This is a genomic window from Actinomycetospora termitidis (assembly GCF_030286555.1).
Lineage (GTDB): Bacteria > Actinomycetota > Actinomycetes > Mycobacteriales > Pseudonocardiaceae > Actinomycetospora > Actinomycetospora termitidis.
This window is the reverse complement of the sequence record NZ_JASVWF010000006.1, coordinates 432,461-449,029: the sequence shown is the minus strand read 5'-3', so window position 1 is coordinate 449,029 and position 16,569 is coordinate 432,461. Positions and strand designations below refer to the sequence as shown.

Here is a 16,569-nt window from a genome sequence, read left to right as displayed (position 1 = left end):
TACCACCACGGGCTGGTGCACCGGTCGGGCTGGGAGATCGTCATGGACCAACGGCTGCCCTGGTTCATCCCCCCGAAGTGGCTCGACCCCACCCGGACACCCCGCCACAACCGGCCCTGGACCCTCGCAACGGCGTGACGGCACGCGGAGTGGAAGGTTGCACCCGGCGCGACGGGAGGACGACGTGACGGAGTTCGACGAGCGCGACCTGGCCGTGCTGCGCGAACACGGGTTCGTGCCGGTCGCCGGGCGGGTCGTGTACGAGGCCCGGCCGCCGACACCGTCGGCCCGCGTCGAGGAGATCGCCCGGGTCTGCGCGGCGCCGCTGCCCGAGGAACTGCTCGCGCTCTGGGCCACGGTCGGGGGCGGGCGGCTGGACTACGCCGTGACGGTCGAGCTCGACGGCGAGCCGCAGCCGCTGAGCTGGGCCGAGCTGTTCGGCGACGACGAGCCCAGCGGCCTCGCGCTCGACGGGTGGCTCGACCACGAGATCGACCTCGCGACCGACGGCGGACGGGTGCCGGGCGTCCTGCTCCACGCCGTGCCGATCGGGGGCTTCGAGTACCTGGAGCGGATCTACGTGCGGGTGGGTGGAGAGCGGGCGGGCGAGGTCGTGGTGTGGATGCACGGCCTGCCGGCCTGGACCGGCGGACCGACCTCCGACGCCCTCGCTACGCTGGCGCCGGACCTGGCGAGCGCCTTCGCCCTGCTCCACCTGCCCGGCGACCCGCTCGACGACGATGCCCGGTACGGCCGGGAGTTCCTCGCCGTGGTCGACGAGCAGCGCGCGGCCGGCCTGCCCGCGGACCTCGCGGACCGGCTCGTCGCGTACTACCGCCGGGCGTTCGCGGGGTAGCCCGCGACCATGGACGCCACGAGGGAATGGCTCGACGCCCAGTACGACGCCCGCGCGCTCGTCGACGACGCGGACGCGATCATCGCCGACTGGGGCGCCCGCAGTGACGCCCTGCGCCGGGACCACCCGCCCTTGGTGATCAGCTACGGCGACGACCCCCGGCAGGCCGTGGACGTCTACTCCCCGCCGCCGGGCGGAGGCACCGCGCCCCTCGTCGTCTTCGTCCACGGCGGGTACTGGCAGGCGCTGGACAAGGAGCACTTCGGCTTCCTCGCCGAGCCCTTCCTGACGGCCGGTGCGGTGTTCGCCTCGTTGGACTACCGGCTGGTCCCGGACGTGGCGATCGCCGACGTGATCGCCGACGTCCGGGCGGGCATCGCCGAGCTGGCCCGCCGGGCGGGGGACTTCGGCGTGCATCCGACCGGCATCGGTCTCGTCGGGCACTCGGCCGGAGGCCACCTGGTCGCCGAAGCCATGACCACCGACTGGGCGGCGCACGACCTGCCGGCGGACACGATCGGACCCGTCGTCGGGATCAGCGGGCTGTACGACCTGGAGCCGATCCGGCGCTCCTACCTCAACGACGTCCTGGCGATGAGCGAGCAGGACGCCCACGACGCGAGCCCGGTCCACCACACGCCCACCGGCCCCGGGCCGCTGCTGCTCACCTGCGGCGGGGGCGAGCCGGAGGAGTTCGACCGCCAGCAGCGGCTGCTCGTCGACGCGTGGCCCGGGGTGCCGATCACGACCCTGGAGCAGGAGGGCGGCACCCACTTCGACGCCTGCACCCGCCTCGCGATGCCGGGTCCGCTGCGTGACGAGGCGGTGCCGCTGCTGGTGCGCGGTTAGGCCGGCGTCGTCAGGCCAGCGTCCCGGTCGGCAGGCCGAGGGCCTCGACGACGCGTTCGATCGAGCCGCCGACGGCGAGGAAGTCGGCGCCGAGGGGGTCCACCACGAGCCGCCGCACCTCGGCCACGTGCCCGGGGGCGGCGGCCTCGAGGTGCGCGCGGCCGGCGTCGGTGAGGGTGGCGACCGTGAACCGCCGGCCCTGCCCGGTGCAGACGGTGCGCGCGACCCAGCCCCGGTCCTCGAGCCGGGTCACCGCGTGCGAGGTCCGCGGGAGGGACCCGTTGGCCATCTCGGCGATCTCGCTCATGCGCAGCGTCGCCTCCGGGACGACCGAGAGCCGCGCCAGGATCATGTAGCCGAACAGGGTCAGGTCGGCGTCGCGCAGCAACTGGCTCTCGAGCGCACCCGGCAGCGTCAGCAGCACCTTCGCCACGTTGATCCAGGCCGACCGCTCCCCCGCGTCCAGCCAGCGCACGTCGTCGTCCACGAGCGTTGACTTTAACACGCAACCCGACGCACACTTTGAGTTGCACACGCAACCCAGAGGAGCGTCCGTCATGACCACCGCCGTCCGCACCACCCCGATCCCCGCCCGCCTCGGCGTCGCCCTGGTGGCGGCGGCGGTCGTGAACTCGCTGATCGCCCTCGTCGTCTCCGCCCTCGACGCCGGCGGGATCGCCATGGGCCTCCAGCCCGCGGTCTTCCTGCCGGCGACGGTGCTCGGCGTCGCCCTCGGGACCGGCGGGTGGTTCGCGGTACGGCGGGTCGCGCCACGCGCCCTGCCCGTCGTCGTGCCCGTCGTGCTCGCCCTCACGTGGATCCCCGACCTGCTCCTGCTCGGCCAGGGCGCGACCCTCGTCAACGTCGTGGGTCTGATGGCGATGCACCTCGTGATCGCGGTGTCGGTCGTGCTCGCGCTGCGGCCGACGGTGCGCTGATCAGCCGGCGACCGGGTCGCCGACCTCGACCACACCCGACGTCAGGACCCGGCAGATCGCCCCGCCCCGCTCGTGCATCGCGCGGGCCGCTCCCGGACCGACGGCGGTCTCCATGACGCGGCACGGGGCGGCCTTCCGGACGACCTCCAGCACGACGTCGCCGATGACGAGCCGCGCGCCCGGCGTCGTCGGGACCCTGCCCGAATCGAGCGTGAGGGTGCGGCGGGTGGCGCCCGCGGGGACCGGGCCGCCGCGGCGCTCGGCGGCCTCGGCCAGCTCCTCGAGCGACTGGACGGAGACGTGGCGGTGGCGGGTCCCGAAGTAGCGGTCCCCGACGACGCCCTTCCCCGCCTCCAGCTCGATCCGCTCGACGGCCTCCGTCGGCGCCCTCCGCTCCGGGGCGACGTGGAGGGCGGCGACGATCACGGGTTCCAGGGTAGGTAGTCGTACGGAGGCCCGGCGGCGCGCGCCCGACGAGGGTCCGGTGCATGACCCGCTCCACCGGCGAGTACGCCGACATCGACATGACCGAGCAGCTCGCCGCCCTCACCGGGCTCGGCGACGACCGGTCCCGCGGGGAGACCGTCGCCCGCATCCTCGCCTCGCCGGAGCAGTGGTGCCCGGCCGTCCTGACCGCGATGGCGTCCGTGGTCTTCCGCGACGGGCACCACGAGACCGGGGCGTTCTGGTTCTACGCCGGCCAGCTGCGCGCCCGGTACGACGCGCACCGCTGCACCGATCCCAGCGCCGGCGCCGCGTGCGGCGCGCTCACCGAGGCCCACGGGCCACCGATCAACCGATGGGCGTTCGCGGAGCCGGGGTTGCTGCCGGGGCTGGTCGACCGGGTGGCGGCCTGGGACGCAGCTACCGCGAGCGACTACGACCCCCGATGGATCGCGCTGCACGGGATGAACGCGTTCCTGGGGTCCGAGGGCCCGCTGTGCGTGCCGCGCGAGCAGTGGCCGGAGATCGCGGAACGCGCCCGGCGGGAGTTCGTCGAGGCCTGCCACGGGCTGTTCTGATCTGCTCACAGCAGCGTGACGCCGCCTCCAGCGGAGTTCGTGGCGAGGGCGGGCCGCGCCCCGCCACCGTCGAACCATGACCGAACCGACGACGTTCTCCCCGGAGCTGCGGGCCCACCTGCTCCGCCACCGGGTGCTCGTGCTCGACGGCGCCCTCGACGACGACAACGGCACCGCGCTCACGGGCCACCTGCTCACTCTCGCGGCCGAGAACGACTCGGCCGACGTCGCCCTGTGGATCCACTCCCCCGGCGGCTCCGTCCCGGCGATGCTCGCGATCCGGGACGTCATGCGCCTGGTCCCCTGCGACGTGTCCACCCTGGCGCTGGGCCTGGCCTGCAGCGCCGGGCAGTTCCTGCTCTCCGCCGGCACGCCGGGCAAGCGGTTCGCCCTGCCGCACGCGAAGATCCTGATGCACCAGGGGTCGTCGGGCATCGGCGGATCGGCCGTCGAGGTGGAGGTCCAGGCCAACGACCTGCGCCACACCCGGGACACCGTGCTCGGGCTGATCGCCTCCGACACCGGGCAGCCGCCCGAGCGCGTCTTCGAGGACTCGCTGCACGACCGCTGGTTCACCGCCGAGCAGGCCCGGGACTACGGGTTCATCGACGGCATCGTGTCCGGGTTCGACCAGGTCATGCCGGTGCGGCGGCTGCGGGTCGGGATGGGGGTGCCGGCATGAGCAGCTACACGATCCCGAACGTCCTCACCCGGGACTCGCGCGGCGAGCGCATCGTCGACGTCTACTCCCACCTGCTGAGCCAGCGCATCGTCTACCTCGGCACCGGCATCGACGCGGGCGTGGCCAACGCGCTGATCGCCCAGCTCCTGCACCTCGAGGCGGACGCCCCGGACCAGGAGATCTCGCTCTACGTCAACTGCGAGGGCGGTGACACCGCGGCCATGCTCGCGGTCTACGACACCATCCAGTACGTGCGGGCCCCGGTCGCGACGACGTGCGTCGGCCAGGCGGTCGCGGCGGGCGCGGTGCTCCTCGCGGCGGGGGCGGAGGGCCGGCGGTCGGCGCTCCCGCACACCCGGGTGGTGCTGCACCAGCCCGCCGCGCAGGGTCGCGGAGCGATCCCGGACCTCATCCTCGCCGCCGACGAGGTGGTGCGCGTCCGGGCGGAGATGGAGGCGATCCTGGCGCGGCACACCGGCAAGGAGGCGGCCACCCTCCGACGCGACACCGACCGCGACCTCGTGCTCACGGCCGCCGCCGCCCGCGAGTACGGGATCGTCGACCACGTGATCGAGCGGCACTAGGAGGTGCCTACGCCGCCAGCAGCACCGGGCCCCGCGCGCCGGCGCCCCGGGCGAGGTCGGCGTGGGCGAGCTCGACGATCTCGCGCAGGGACACCCCGAGGGCGCCCGCCACCGCCGCGAGGATCTCGCTCGACGGGTCCTTGCGCCCGCGCTCGACCTCCGAGAGGTACTGCGGGGAGATGCCGGCGCGCTCCGCGGTGTCGGCGAGTCGCTCCCCGCGGTCCCGGCGCACGGCGCGGACCCGCCGCCCGACCACCTCGCGCCACAGCGGTTCCGGGCCCCCGCCCCGATGAGCGAGCGGCACTTTCGCAGCTTCTACGTGCGCGAGAGTGCCGTTCGTTCGGTCCCGTCGGTGCGCGTCCAGCCGAATCAGCTCACCCATGCCGAGCACGCTGACAGACGGGCGCCCCACCCGTCCCGGAGTTCCGCCAGGAGCAGAACACCGGCGACTGTTGACACGCTGCCAACAAGCGGCGCAGAGTGCCCGGCATGGACTACGACGTCCTCGTGATCGGCTCGGGGTTCGGTGGCGGGGTCACCGCGCTGCGGGCCCGCGAGAAGGGCTACCGCGTCGGCGTGCTCGAGGCCGGCCGCCGGTTCGCCGACCACGAGTTCGCCCGCACGTCCTGGCACCTGCGCGACTTCCTCTGGGCACCCCGCCTGGGCCTGCACGGAATCTTCCGCGTCGACCCGCTGCGCCACGTCCTCGTGCTCTCCGGCGCGGGCGTCGGCGGCGGTTCGCTGGTCTACGCGAACACGCTGTACCGGCCGCCGCCACGGGTGTTCGCCGACGGTTCCTGGCCCGAAGGCGTCGACTGGGACGACGAGCTGGACGCGCACTACGACCAGGCCTCCCGCATGCTCGGCGTCACGACCTACCCGCGCACCTCGGCCGCGGACGCCGTGATGCGCGAGGTCGCCGACGAGCTCGGCGTCGGGCACACCTACCGCAACGCGGACGTCGGCGTGCTGTTCGGCGACGAGCCCGGCGTCGAGGTCCCCGACCCGTACTTCGGCGGCGCCGGGCCGTCCCGCCACACCTGCCGGCACTGCGGCGAGTGCATGACCGGCTGCCGCCACGACGCGAAGAACACGGTCGCGAAGAACTACCTCCACCTCGCCGAGGCCACGGGCGCCGTCGTCCATCCGCTGACCACCGCCACCCACATCTCGCCCCGGCACGGCGACCTGTCCGGCGCCTCCGGCTACGACGTCGAGGTCCGGGAGACCCCGCGCCTCGGCCACCGTTCCCGACGACGGGTCCTGACGGCGGGTCAGGTCGTCGTCGCGGCCTCCGCGCTCGGCACGCAGCGGCTGTTGCACCGCCAGCGGGCGAAGGGACTCCTCCCCCGCATCTCCGCTCGCCTCGGCCGGGGCGTGCGCACCAACTCCGAGGCGATCCTCGCCGCCCGCACCCCGGACCCGGCCGCCGACTTCACCGACGGCGTCGCGATCACCTCCTCGATCCACGTCGACGAGAACACCCACGTCGAGCCGGTCCGCTACGGCCACGGGTCGAACCTGCTCGCGCTGATGTCGGCGATGCTGGTCGACGGCACCGCGGACCCCGACGACCCGACGATCGGCCGGCACGGGCCGGGCCTGCGACGGGTCGTGCGAGCCGTCGTGACCCGTCGTCGGGAACTGAAGCTCCTGCACCGGCCGCGGCGCTGGTCGGAGGAGTCGATCGTGCTCCTCGTCATGCAGACGCTGAACAACTCGCTGGTCCTGCGCCGCCGCCGGTTCCTGCCCGGACTCACCAGCGCGGCGCCCGACGGGGAGTCCGCGCCGCCGTGGATTCCCGCCGGGCACGAGGTCGCACGGCGGGTCGCGCGACGCATCAGAGGTGTCCCGGTGGGCGCGGCGTCGAGCCTCGCGAACATCCCCGTGACGGGGCACTTCCTCGGCGGTGCGGTGCTCGGCTCCACGCCCGACGACGGCGTCGTGGACGCGTACCACCGCCTGCACGGGCACCCCGGCATCCACGTGATCGACGGGTCGACGATCCCCGCGAACCTGGGCGTGAACCCGTCGCTGACGATCACGGCGCTGGCCGAGCGGGCGCTGTCGCTGTGGCCGAACGCCGGCGAGGCCGACCGGCGGCCGGCCCCCGGCGAGCCGTACCGCCGGGTCGACCCGGTCGCCCCGCACCGTCCCGCCGTCCCCGCCGAGGCGCCGGGCGCGCTGCGGCTGCCGCTGACGGTCGTGCGGTGAACGAGCTGGCCGCCCGGCGGCGCCTCGACCCGGACGCCCGCCGGACCGAGATCCTCGACGCCGCGCTGCGGATCTACGCCGAGCGGCCCTACGCCGACGTCTCGACCACCGACCTCGCGCGGGAGGCCGGCGTCGCGCGGGCCCTGCTCAACCACTACTTCGGCACCAAGCGCGCCCTCTACCTCGAGGCGCTGCGCGAGCTGCTGACGATCCCCGAACAGGCGGCGGCCGACCTGCCCGGCCGCGGGCGCGAGGAACGCGCGGCCGCGGCCGTCGAGTGGTTCCTGGACAGCGTCGAGGACCGGCGGACGCTGTGGCTGTCGGTCGGCCTGGGGCTCTCCGGCGACGCCGAGATCGACGCGGTCGTCGAGGACGCCGACGAGACCGCCGTCGACCGGGTCCTCACCGCCCTGGAGCTCGACCCGGGCGACGAGCCCCTGCGCGCCCGGGTGCGCGCCTTCTTCGGCATGGTCCGCGCCGCCTCCCGCGAGTGGCTGGTGCGCGGATCACTCGACCGACCCGCCGTCCGGAAGCTGCTGACCACCACGCTCGTCACGATCCTGGAGGACTGATGGACCTCGGCACCCGCGAGTTCTGGGAGCTCGGCTGGAAGGAGCGCTACGCCGCCTTCGCCGAGCTCCGCGCCACCGACGGCCTGCCCTGGTACGCCGAGCCGGAGTTCCCCGGGTTCCCACCGGGCAACGGGTTCCGGGTCGTGACGCGGCACGCGGACGTCGAGGAGGTCAGCCGCAACCCCGACCGGTTCTGCTCCGGGAAGGGCGCCGTCTCGATCCTCGACCTGCCCGCCGAGGCCCACGAGTTCTTCGGCTCGCTGATCAGCATGGACGCCCCGCGCCACACCAAGATCCGGCGGATCGCGGCGGGCGCGTTCACGCCGAAGCGGGTCGGGAAGCTGATCGACGACGTCGAGCGCATCGCCGGCGAGGTGCTCGAGCGCGCCCGGGCGACCGCCGCGGCGAACGGCGGCGAGTTCGACCTGGTCACCGAGATCGCCGCACCGCTCCCGCTGCTGCTGATCTGCGACATGATGGGCATCCCGGAGTCGCGGCGCGACGACGTCTTCACGTGGTCGAACATGATCCTCGCGGGCGACGACCCGGAGTACGTCACCTCCGAGAACCCGCTGCAGGACTACCTGACGGCGGGTGCGGGGCTCTCCGGGCTGATGACGGAACTGGCGGCGAGCGTCGAGGACGACCCGCGCGACGACGTGCTCTCCGCGCTGGTCCACGGCGAGGTCGACGGCGAGCGGCTCACGCACCAGGAGATCGCCTCGTTCTTCATCCTGCTCTGCGTCGCGGGGAACGAGACCACCCGCAACGCGATCACCCACGGCATCTGGGGCCTGCACCTCGACCCCGAGGCGCGGGCGACGTGGACGGCCGAGCCGGAGCTGCCGACCGCGGTGGACGAGGTGGTGCGCTGGGCGTCGCCGATCAACTGGATGCGGCGCACCGTCGTCGAGGACACCACCGTCGGCGACGTGCCCGTGGCGGCCGGGGAGAAGCTGCTGCTGGTCTACGGCTCGGCGAACCGCGACGAGTCGGTGTTCACCGAGCCCGAGCGGCTCGACCTGCGCCGCTCCCCCAACCCGCACCAGGGCTTCGGCGCCCACGGACCGCACTTCTGCCTCGGCGCGCACCTCGCGCGGCGCGAGGCCGGGGTGATGTTCCGGCGGCTCCTGACGGAGATGGGCGAGCTGGAGGTCGTGGGCGAACCCGACCGCCTGCGCTCGATCTTCGTCAACGGGATCAAGCACCTGCCGGTTCGTCTGGCGGGGTGACGACGGCGGGTGCGGGGTCGCGCAGGCCGCGGGCGGTGAGACAGACGCTGCCCGCGACCAGCACCCCCATCGCGATCGCGACGACGCCGCCGACGACCTCGGGCAGGCCGCTCGCGAGCGACAGCACGATCGTCACGACCGCCCCGACCCCGAGGAAGCCGGTCACCCCGGCCAGTCCGCGCACGAGGAACGCCTGCCACGCCCACACGGGGCGGCGCAGCAGGCGATAGGTCAGCACGGCGGCGACCGGCGGGATCAGGAGCAGCCCGAGTCCGAGGGGCAGCCAGGTCGTGAGGTTCACGCCTTCTGCTTCGACTGTTCGGGCTAACGCGTTACGACGTCTACGGGATCGCGTAGCCCGCTGCGGCGGTGAGCCGGTACCACTCGGGCCGCGAGAGCCGGAGGTCCGCTCCCGGTGCCGCGTCGCGGATGCGCTCCGGACGGGTGGAGCCGACGACGACCTGCATCCGCGCCGGGTGGGTCGTGATCCAGGCGGTCGCGACGGCGGTCGGGGTGACGCCGTGCGCGTGGGCGATCTCGTCGAGGGCGTCGTTCAGCTCGGCGTGGTGCTCGCGGTCGCCCAGGACGATCCGGCCCAGCGCGTCGGCGAACGGCGACCAGGCCTGCACGGTGATCCCCCGCAGCCGACACGCGTCGAGCACGCCGCCGTCGCGGTCGACCGACTGGTCCAGGCTCGCCACGTTGGCCGCCAGCCCGGCGGCGATCATCGGGGCGTGGCCGAGGCCGAGCTGCATCTGGTTCGTGACGACGGGGTGGGGCAGCGAGCGCGCGAGCAGCTCGATCTGGGAGGCGGTGTGGTTCGAGACGCCGACCGCCCGGACCTTGCCCTCCCGGACGAGCCCGTCGAGCGTCTCGGCGACGTCGTCGGGGTCGGCCAGCGCATCGGGTCGGTGCAGGAGCAGGACGTCGACGTGGTCGACGCGCAACGCCTCGAGCGACTCGTCGACGGAGCGCCGGACGTGCTCGCGGGAGAAGTCGTAGTAGCCCTCGCGGATGCCGACCTTCGTCTGGATCGTCACCGCGTCCCGCCGGGCGCCCGTCAGCCCGGCGGCCTCCCCGAACCGGCGCTCGCAGGCGTGGCGGGTGGAACCGTAGATGTCGGCGTGGTCGAACGTGGTGATCCCGACGTCGAGTGCGGTGTCGACGAGGGCCCGCACCGACCCGTTGTCGAGACCCTCGATGCGCATGCAGCCGAGCACGAGCCTGGTCACTGTGGCCTCCATCCGGGCGGTGGGTCCTCGCCGACGCGGCCGTCGACGTACTCGCGCAGCAGGTCGGCATGGCCGGTGTGACGGCCGTACTCCTCGACGAGGTCGCAGACCAGTCGGCGGAGGGTCACCCGCTCGCCGTCGGAACCGGTGAGGTGGACGGTGCGATCGAGCCCGCCGTCGCCGAGGGCATCCTCGAGCGCGGCGCGGGAGTCCGCGACCGCGCGGTCGTAGCGGGCGTAGAGCTCGGCGGGGCCGTCGGCGGCGGCGGAGGTGAACTCCCGGTCCGGGTCGTCGTCCCAGGGGGCGTCGTCCCACGGTGGGCCGAGCCGCTCGCCGTGGAGCTTGCCCCGGAACGTCAGGCCCTCGACCCACGCGAGGTGCTTGAGGAGCCCGCCGAGGGTCAGCGCGGAGACGCCGACGGTCGCGGCAAGGCCGTCCTCGTCGAGCGCGTCGGCCTTCCAGCGGAACGTCGCGCGGAGCCGTTCGAGCGCCCCGACCAACTGCTCGGCCTCGGTGCCCGCGAGCGGCGGTTCCCAGGGGGTGTCGGTCATCGGCGCCCACGCTAGCGCCGCGAGTCCGTCCGGCTCGTCGGCACGCTAGGGCGGTGATCGCCGTGTCCGGTGCATCGGTGTCCGACGATCCGACGGCGGCCAGGGGAGGTCCGCCGTCGGATCGTCGGGGGCCGGGGGCAGCCGGCCGTCGAGGGCCGGGCGGTCGACGCGGTGACCGCCCGGCGGGGTCTCGTTGGTGAGGGTGCTAGTCAGTTGATCATGTCGAGCGCGACGTCGCGCTCGGCATGATCATGTGCCTAGCGGTGGACTACCTCGGAGTCAGGACCACCATCGTCCGGGCCTCGTGCGGCGCCTCGACCAGTTCGGTCTCGGGCTCCGGGGCGGCGTGCCGCGGGGTGTAGTCGACCGGCGGCAGCTCGCGGGCCTTCATCCGGCTGATCACGCGGTGCCGCACGGCGAACCCGATGAGGCAGGCCAGGATGATCACGCCGATCGTCACGGGTGTGCCGTAGCCGCTGCCCGAGGTGGCGCCGAGGACCTGCGCCTGGCTCACGGTCGTGACGTCGCTGTCGGCCTTGGGGTTGAACAGCGCCGACGCGGCGTCTCCGAGCGGCGACCCCAGCAGCAGACCCGGGTCGTAGTTGTTCGCGCCGAACAGGTTCGTCGCGAGACCCGCCGGTGCGAACGCCGGCAGCGGGGGCAGGGCGCCGAGGGCCCCAGCCGGCAGGGCCGGAGCTGGCGCCACGGCGGGGAGTGCGGCCGGAGGCGGTGCCTGAGCGGCGACGATCTGGTTCCCGCGACCCTGCCCGTTGGCGGAGCCCCCGCTCCCACCAGCACCCGCAGGAGTCGTCGAGGTCGTAGGGGGCGTCGTGGTTGGGGACGCGCTCACGGTCGGCTTCGGAGCTGTCGTCGGCGCGACATCATCTTCCCGCAGAAGCCCGACCAGGTCGGCTGCGAAGGCGGTGATCTTCCCGAGCGGACCCACGCAGTCCTTGTCGGAGTCGGCCCCGTACAGGGCCGACTCGCTGATGTAGCTCTTCGAGCCGATCTGACACTTGTCGCCTTCGGCAGCGCTCGCGGAGCCCGCTCCCAGGGCCAGTCCAGCAGCCAGGAGTCCACCGACGATCACACTCGGCAGCAACCGTCCGGGACGTGCACGCATCCTTGCGACTCCCTCGTTCGTTGGCCCCGACGACCGGTCCTGCTCGCACTGTGGCCGACTCATCGGTAGCCACCCGGACGCGTTACACCCGCTCGGACCAACGGTCTGTGTTCACTGAGTTGGCGTAATGTGACCTCCTCGTGCTTGCGCCGTACAGACGCGCAGCTCAGGCCGGATGCCCGCAGAAACTAGTCGGGTCACGATGCGGTAACGGACGGAGTGTCGACACCCGTTCAGCCCCACTACCTGTGCTCCGCGAACGTTATCGGTCGCAATGAGTGACACTCGACGCATGACCGGCGAATCACTCCGCGTCGAGTTCCGACGCCAGGTGCGCGAGCGCGTGCTCGACACCGCCGCTGACCTCGCGGTGGAGCACGGCTGGGACCGCGTCCGGATCGGCGAGGTGGCCACCGCCTCGGGAGTGTCGCGCCCGACCCTCTACCGCGAGTTCGGCACCAAGGACGGCGTCGGCGAGGCGCTCGTCGCGCGCGAGGCGGAGCGCTTCTTCGGCGGGATCGCGTCGGTCCTGGACGGCAACGACGAGGTCCCGGAGGGCGTGCGCGGCGCGGTCCGGTTCACCCTCGACGAGGCCGCCGACAACCCGCTGCTGCGCGCGATCCTGACCGGCAGCCGCAGCGGCGACACCAGTCTGCTGCCGTTCCTCACCACGCGGGGCGACGCGATCATCGCGGGCGGCACCGGGCTGGTCGGGGACTGGGTGCGCCGGCGCCGCCCCGAGACCGAGGGCCGGGTGGTCGAGGACGCGGTCGATGCCGTCGTACGCCTGACCATCAGCCACCTCGTCTCCCCCGGCCTGGACCACGCCGACGCCGCCGACCGCCTCGCCCGGATCGCCACCTGCCTCCTCGCTGCCTGACCCCGCCCTGTGTCGGGCCATCACGAGGTGGACACCACGCACGTTCGCCGGCACCCGGACCTGCGTGGCGTCGCACTCGCGCGCCCGTCCGGGCCCCGACGAGCGGTCACCCATCCACCCACCGGGGTCGGCGCGATCCGGCCCGGGAGAGCCGGCCCCGACCCGCCGTCGGGAACGGGTCGCCCGGGTACTCCCCGGCATGATCACCTGCGTCGTCCGGTACACGATCGACCCCGCGAAGATCGACGCCTTCGAGCGCTTCGCGGCCGCCTGGATGGAGCTCGTCGACCGGCACGGCGGCACCCATCACGGCTACTTCCTGCCCGGCGAGGGCGCGAGCGACGAGGCCCTCGCACTGTTCAGCTTCCCGAGCCTCGCCGAGTACGAGATCTACCGGCAGGGGTTCGACGTCGACCCGGAGTTCGTCGCGGCCGACCGCATCCGCGACGAGTCCGGCTGCGTCCTGCGCCACGAGCGCACCTTCATGCGGCCTCTCCTGCCGACGTGACGCACTGTCCGAACTGAGACAAAAACTCGGTCTTGTTTCTATTGCGACGCGCTGTCACAGTTAACGGCGTCCGGGGAACGCGAGGAGGCCGACGATGACCGTCGAACAGGCACGCGAGGATCGACTGGAGGACCAGGAGCCGTGGCGCGACAAGCGCCGCTACCTCTGGCCGCTCGGCACCGTCATGCCGGCCCTGCCGATCGCGGCGTACGGCCTGGTGCACCTGACCGGCCTGAGCCTGTTCTGGTGGCTCGGCCCGATCATCCTGTTCGTCGTCCTGCCGGCGATGGACCTGCTCATCGGCCGCACCAACGACAACCCGCCGGACTCCGAGCGCGCCCGCCTCGAGGCCGACAAGTACTACCGCTGGATCACCTACCTGTTCCTGCCGGTGCAGTACGTCAGCCTCGTGTTCAGCTGCTGGGTCTGGGCCACGCAGGACCTGGGCGTCGTCAGCAACATCGGCCTCGCGCTCACGATGGGCGTCGTCTCCGGCATCGCGATCAACACCGCGCACGAGCTCGGGCACAAACGCGAGGAGAACGAGCGCTGGCTCTCCAAGATCGCGCTGGCGACCTCCGCGTACGGCCACTTCTACGTCGAGCACAACCGCGGGCACCACGTGCGGGTCGCGACCCCGGAGGACCCGGCGAGCTCGCGGCTCGGCGAGAGCTTCTGGCTCAGCTTCCTGCCGCGCAGCGTCTGGGGCTCGCTCACCAGCTCGTGGGAGCTGGAGAAGAAGCGCTTCGCCCGCCACCAGAAGAGCCACTGGACCTGGCGCAACGACATCCTGATCGCCTGGGCCATGACCGTCGTCCTGTTCGGCGCCCTGGTCGCGGTGTTCGGCTGGGCGGTGCTGCCGTGGCTCGTCGTGCAGGCGGTCGTCGGGTTCAGCCTGCTGGAGGTCGTGAACTACCTCGAGCACTACGGCCTCAAGCGCGGGAAGCGGGACGACGGGCGCTACGAGCGGGTCGACCCGCGGCACTCCTGGAACGCCGACCACACCGTCTCGAACCTGCTGCTCTACCAGCTGCAGCGGCACTCGGACCACCACGCGAACCCGGTCCGGCGCTACCAGACGCTGCGCCACTTCGACGAGTCCCCGCAGCTGCCCAGCGGCTACGGCACGATGATCGTCGTCGCGGTCATCCCGCCGCTGTGGCGGGCGATCATGGACCCGAAGGTCATCGCCCACTACGACGGCGACCTCACGCAGGCCAACGTCCTCCCCCGCAAGCGCGCCCGCTACGGCGTGAGCGAGGCCGTCTGACCCAACAGGTTCCCGACGAGGGCCCGTACCCGGCTGCCGGGTGCGGGCCCTCGTTCGTGCGCCGGCACGAAGAGGGCCTCGTAGTAGAGCGGCGACAGCAGCCCGTCCACCACGGCGTCGACCTCCGGGACCGCTCCCCCGCGGGCCCGCTCCCGGTCGAGGATCGCCGTGATCTGGGCCCGCCGATCGGCCGTGCAGGCACACGAGGCGGTCTCGCCGGCGCCGATGGAGGCGCGCATGAGGGCGAGGCTGTCGGGATCGGCGAGGTCGCGGGCCACGTCACCGGCCCAGCGCTCCAGGTCGCCGCCGAGCCCGCCGGTGTCGGGCACCACGACGTCCCCGGTGAAGCGGTGCTCCGCGACCGCCGCGAGCAGCTCGGCCACCGAGCCCCAGCGCCGGTACACCGTCGTCGCGTGCACCCCGGCGCGCGCGGCCACCACGGGGATCGTCAGGTCCTCGGTCCGCACGCCCTCGGCGACCAGGTCCTCCACCGCGTGGTGTACCGCCGCCCGGACCCGCGCCGACCGGCCGCCCGGCCGGGACCCGCTCGTCTCACTCACGATCCCCATCCTAACGCAGCGATCGTTGCTGAAGCCGTGCTAGCGTCGTCGTCGTGCAAACGCAGCGATCTGTGCGAACCCGCGCTCGGCTCTTCGCGGCCGTCGGCGGCATCGTCGTGCTGTTCCCGGCCGCCTCCAGCGTGCCGAGCCCGCTGTACCCGCTCTACCAGCAGCTCTTCGGGTTCTCCGCCGCGACGCTGACGGTCGTCTTCGCCGTCTACGTGCTCGGCCTGCTCGGCGCGCTGCTCGTCGTCGGCGCACTCTCCGACCACGTCGGCCGCCGTCCGGTCCTCGCCGGCGCGATCGCCCTCGAGGCCGTCTCCTTCGTCGTCTTCCTGACGGCGGGTGACGTGGCGGCGCTGCTCGTCGCGCGCGTCCTGCAGGGCATCGCGACGGGGGCCGCGATCACCACCCTCGGCGCCACGATGGTGGACCTCGCACCGCCCGAGGCCCCGCACCGCGCCGGGATGATCACCGGGGTCGGGACCCTCGCCGGCCTAGCGGCCGGCGCGGTCGGCGCCGGCGCGCTGATCCAGCTGGCGCCCGCCCCCACGCGTCTGGTGTGGATCGTCCTGCTGGCCCTGCTCGTCGTGTCGGCGGTCATCGTGGCGGTCCTGCCCGAGACGTCGACGCGGCGGTCCGGGGTCTGGTCGTCACTGGTCCCGCGGGTCGGGGTCGCGCCGCGCCTGCGCGCCGAGGTCCTCGCGATCACCCCGGTGCTCGTCACGAGCTGGGCGCTCGGCGGGCTGTACATGTCGCTCGGCCCGTCGATCGCGTCGACGCTGCTCGGGGTGCAGTCCCGGCTGGTCGGCGGCCTCGTCGTGACCCTGCTGTGCGGCACGGGGGCGGTCACCTCCTACCTGCTGCGGGACCGGGCGGTGCGCTCGCTCGTCGCGCCGGCGGCCGGACTGCTCGCGGTCGGGACCGCGGTGACGCTGCTCGGGATGGCCCTGGGCTCGGTCGTCGTGGCGGGACTGGGCACGGTCGTCGCCGGCGTCGGCTTCGGCGCCGCCGCGCTCGCCTGCTTCGGCGTCTTCGCCGAGATCGCGGGCCCCGACGAGCGCGGCGAGCTGTTCGCCGTCGCCTACGTCATCTCCTACACCGCCTTCTCCGTGCCGGCCGTCGTCGCCGGGATCGGCAGCGGCCTGGTGGGCCTCGCGACCGCCGCGGAGGTCTACGGCGCGGTGATCGTCGCGCTCGGGGTGGTGGCGGTCGCGATCAACGTCGTGCACGCCCGCCGTCGTCGCCCGGTCACGGGCATCGCATGATCGGCTTCGACACCCTCGTCGGCGAGGACGGCGCGACCCTCTCCGGCGGGCAACGCCAACGGCTCGCCACCGCCCGGGACCTGCTGCGGCCGTCACGCCCCTCGTCCGTGATCACCGAGCACTCTCGGCGCTCCCCGGACCGCCCGACGACCCGGAGTGCTCGTTGATCACGAGGCCGCACGCCCGGAAATGCGCCGCGAGAACTCGGATCAGGGCGGGTACAGAGAT

General features: G+C 73.3%; 21 protein-coding genes. 13 read left to right on the top strand and 8 right to left on the bottom strand.

Annotation, left to right across the window (positions count from 1 at the left end; genetic code table 11):
* Positions 1-184 precede the first annotated feature (184 nt).
* On the top strand, positions 185-856 hold the full coding sequence (locus QRT03_RS25095) for a hypothetical protein (protein ID WP_286055845.1): 672 nt from the start codon (positions 185-187) through the stop codon (positions 854-856).
* A gap of 9 nt (positions 857-865) precedes the next feature.
* Positions 866-1,705 (top strand): alpha/beta hydrolase, encoded by an 840-nt coding sequence (locus tag QRT03_RS25090; RefSeq protein ID WP_286055844.1) that lies wholly within the window; start codon positions 866-868, stop codon positions 1,703-1,705.
* Between the two features lie 10 nt (positions 1,706-1,715).
* Here the strand turns inward: QRT03_RS25090 and QRT03_RS25085 are convergent, their stop codons facing one another.
* Positions 1,716-2,192: a MarR family winged helix-turn-helix transcriptional regulator gene (locus tag QRT03_RS25085; protein ID WP_286055843.1), complete on the bottom strand. Its 477-nt coding sequence runs from the start codon at positions 2,190-2,192 to the stop codon at positions 1,716-1,718.
* 70 nt (positions 2,193-2,262) lie between these two features.
* On the opposite strand from QRT03_RS25085, the gene QRT03_RS25080 reads away from it, so the two are divergent.
* A complete protein-coding gene (locus tag QRT03_RS25080; RefSeq protein WP_286055842.1) occupies positions 2,263-2,643 on the top strand; it encodes a DUF6069 family protein in 381 nt (126 codons plus the stop codon).
* Here QRT03_RS25080 and QRT03_RS25075 read toward each other — a convergent pair whose 3' ends face one another.
* Positions 2,644-3,069 (bottom strand): MOSC domain-containing protein, encoded by a 426-nt coding sequence (locus QRT03_RS25075; RefSeq protein WP_286055841.1) that lies wholly within the window; start codon positions 3,067-3,069, stop codon positions 2,644-2,646.
* Positions 3,070-3,131: 62 nt separating this feature from the next.
* Here QRT03_RS25075 and QRT03_RS25070 point away from each other — a divergent pair, with 62 nt between their 5' ends.
* The 3 genes from QRT03_RS25070 (at position 3,132) to QRT03_RS25060 (ending at position 4,931) form a co-directional block, all read left to right on the top strand.
* Positions 3,132-3,665, top strand: coding sequence for a hypothetical protein (locus QRT03_RS25070; RefSeq protein WP_286055840.1), 534 nt, complete (start codon positions 3,132-3,134; stop codon positions 3,663-3,665).
* Between the two features lie 76 nt (positions 3,666-3,741).
* Entirely contained in the window at positions 3,742-4,347 is a 606-nt protein-coding gene (locus QRT03_RS25065; RefSeq protein WP_286055839.1) for a ClpP family protease, read from the top strand.
* Positions 4,344-4,931 carry a ClpP family protease gene (locus QRT03_RS25060; protein ID WP_286055838.1) on the top strand — a complete coding sequence of 196 codons (588 nt, stop codon included), beginning with the start codon at positions 4,344-4,346 and terminating at the stop codon, positions 4,929-4,931. Before QRT03_RS25065 ends, QRT03_RS25060 begins: the two co-directional genes overlap by 4 nt.
* Positions 4,932-4,938: 7 nt before the next feature.
* Here QRT03_RS25060 and QRT03_RS25055 read toward each other — a convergent pair whose 3' ends face one another.
* Positions 4,939-5,235 carry a helix-turn-helix domain-containing protein gene (locus QRT03_RS25055; protein ID WP_286055837.1) on the bottom strand — a complete coding sequence of 99 codons (297 nt, stop codon included), beginning with the start codon at positions 5,233-5,235 and terminating at the stop codon, positions 4,939-4,941.
* A gap of 185 nt (positions 5,236-5,420) precedes the next feature.
* Between QRT03_RS25055 and QRT03_RS25050 the strand changes: the two genes are divergently transcribed.
* The 3 genes from QRT03_RS25050 to QRT03_RS25040 are packed head-to-tail and all read left to right on the top strand — an operon-like array spanning position 5,421 to position 8,949.
* Positions 5,421-7,145: a GMC family oxidoreductase N-terminal domain-containing protein gene (locus QRT03_RS25050; protein ID WP_286055836.1), complete on the top strand. Its 1,725-nt coding sequence runs from the start codon at positions 5,421-5,423 to the stop codon at positions 7,143-7,145.
* On the top strand, positions 7,142-7,717 hold the full coding sequence (locus QRT03_RS25045; RefSeq protein ID WP_286055835.1) for a TetR/AcrR family transcriptional regulator: 576 nt from the start codon (positions 7,142-7,144) through the stop codon (positions 7,715-7,717). Before QRT03_RS25050 ends, QRT03_RS25045 begins: the two co-directional genes overlap by 4 nt.
* Complete coding sequence (locus QRT03_RS25040; protein WP_286055834.1) at positions 7,717-8,949, top strand: cytochrome P450; 1,233 nt, start codon at positions 7,717-7,719, stop codon at positions 8,947-8,949. Before QRT03_RS25045 ends, QRT03_RS25040 begins: the two co-directional genes overlap by 1 nt.
* On the opposite strand, the gene QRT03_RS25035 is transcribed toward QRT03_RS25040, so the two are convergent.
* The 4 genes from QRT03_RS25035 to QRT03_RS25020 all read right to left on the bottom strand — a co-directional run bounded on the left by QRT03_RS25035 (position 8,918) and on the right by QRT03_RS25020 (position 11,438).
* Positions 8,918-9,250: a hypothetical protein gene (locus QRT03_RS25035; protein ID WP_286055833.1), complete on the bottom strand. Its 333-nt coding sequence runs from the start codon at positions 9,248-9,250 to the stop codon at positions 8,918-8,920. The two genes, QRT03_RS25040 and QRT03_RS25035, sit on opposite strands and share 32 nt — an antisense overlap.
* Positions 9,251-9,290: 40 nt before the next feature.
* Entirely contained in the window at positions 9,291-10,181 is an 891-nt protein-coding gene (locus QRT03_RS25030; RefSeq protein ID WP_286055832.1) for an aldo/keto reductase, read from the bottom strand.
* On the bottom strand, positions 10,178-10,732 hold the full coding sequence (locus QRT03_RS25025; RefSeq protein ID WP_286055831.1) for a mycothiol transferase: 555 nt from the start codon (positions 10,730-10,732) through the stop codon (positions 10,178-10,180). Before QRT03_RS25025 ends, QRT03_RS25030 begins: the two co-directional genes overlap by 4 nt.
* Positions 10,733-11,000: 268 nt before the next feature.
* A complete protein-coding gene (locus tag QRT03_RS25020; protein ID WP_286055830.1) occupies positions 11,001-11,438 on the bottom strand; it encodes a hypothetical protein in 438 nt (145 codons plus the stop codon).
* A 709-nt stretch (positions 11,439-12,147) separates the two neighbouring features.
* Here QRT03_RS25020 and QRT03_RS25015 point away from each other — a divergent pair.
* The 3 genes from QRT03_RS25015 (at position 12,148) to QRT03_RS25005 (ending at position 14,513) form a co-directional block, all read left to right on the top strand.
* Positions 12,148-12,735 carry a TetR/AcrR family transcriptional regulator gene (locus QRT03_RS25015; protein ID WP_286055829.1) on the top strand — a complete coding sequence of 196 codons (588 nt, stop codon included), beginning with the start codon at positions 12,148-12,150 and terminating at the stop codon, positions 12,733-12,735.
* A 199-nt stretch (positions 12,736-12,934) separates the two neighbouring features.
* Positions 12,935-13,243, top strand: a complete 309-nt coding sequence (locus QRT03_RS25010) for an NIPSNAP family protein (protein ID WP_286055828.1) — start codon at positions 12,935-12,937, stop codon at positions 13,241-13,243.
* Between the two features lie 94 nt (positions 13,244-13,337).
* Positions 13,338-14,513 (top strand): alkane 1-monooxygenase, encoded by a 1,176-nt coding sequence (locus tag QRT03_RS25005; protein WP_286055827.1) that lies wholly within the window; start codon positions 13,338-13,340, stop codon positions 14,511-14,513.
* Here the strand turns inward: QRT03_RS25005 and QRT03_RS25000 are convergent.
* Entirely contained in the window at positions 14,489-15,082 is a 594-nt protein-coding gene (locus QRT03_RS25000) for a TetR-like C-terminal domain-containing protein (protein ID WP_286055826.1), read from the bottom strand. The two genes, QRT03_RS25005 and QRT03_RS25000, sit on opposite strands and share 25 nt — an antisense overlap.
* Before the next feature lie 62 nt (positions 15,083-15,144).
* Between QRT03_RS25000 and QRT03_RS24995 the strand changes: the two genes are divergently transcribed.
* Complete coding sequence (locus QRT03_RS24995) at positions 15,145-16,341, top strand: MFS transporter (protein WP_286055825.1); 1,197 nt, start codon at positions 15,145-15,147, stop codon at positions 16,339-16,341.
* Positions 16,342-16,569 lie beyond the last annotated feature (228 nt).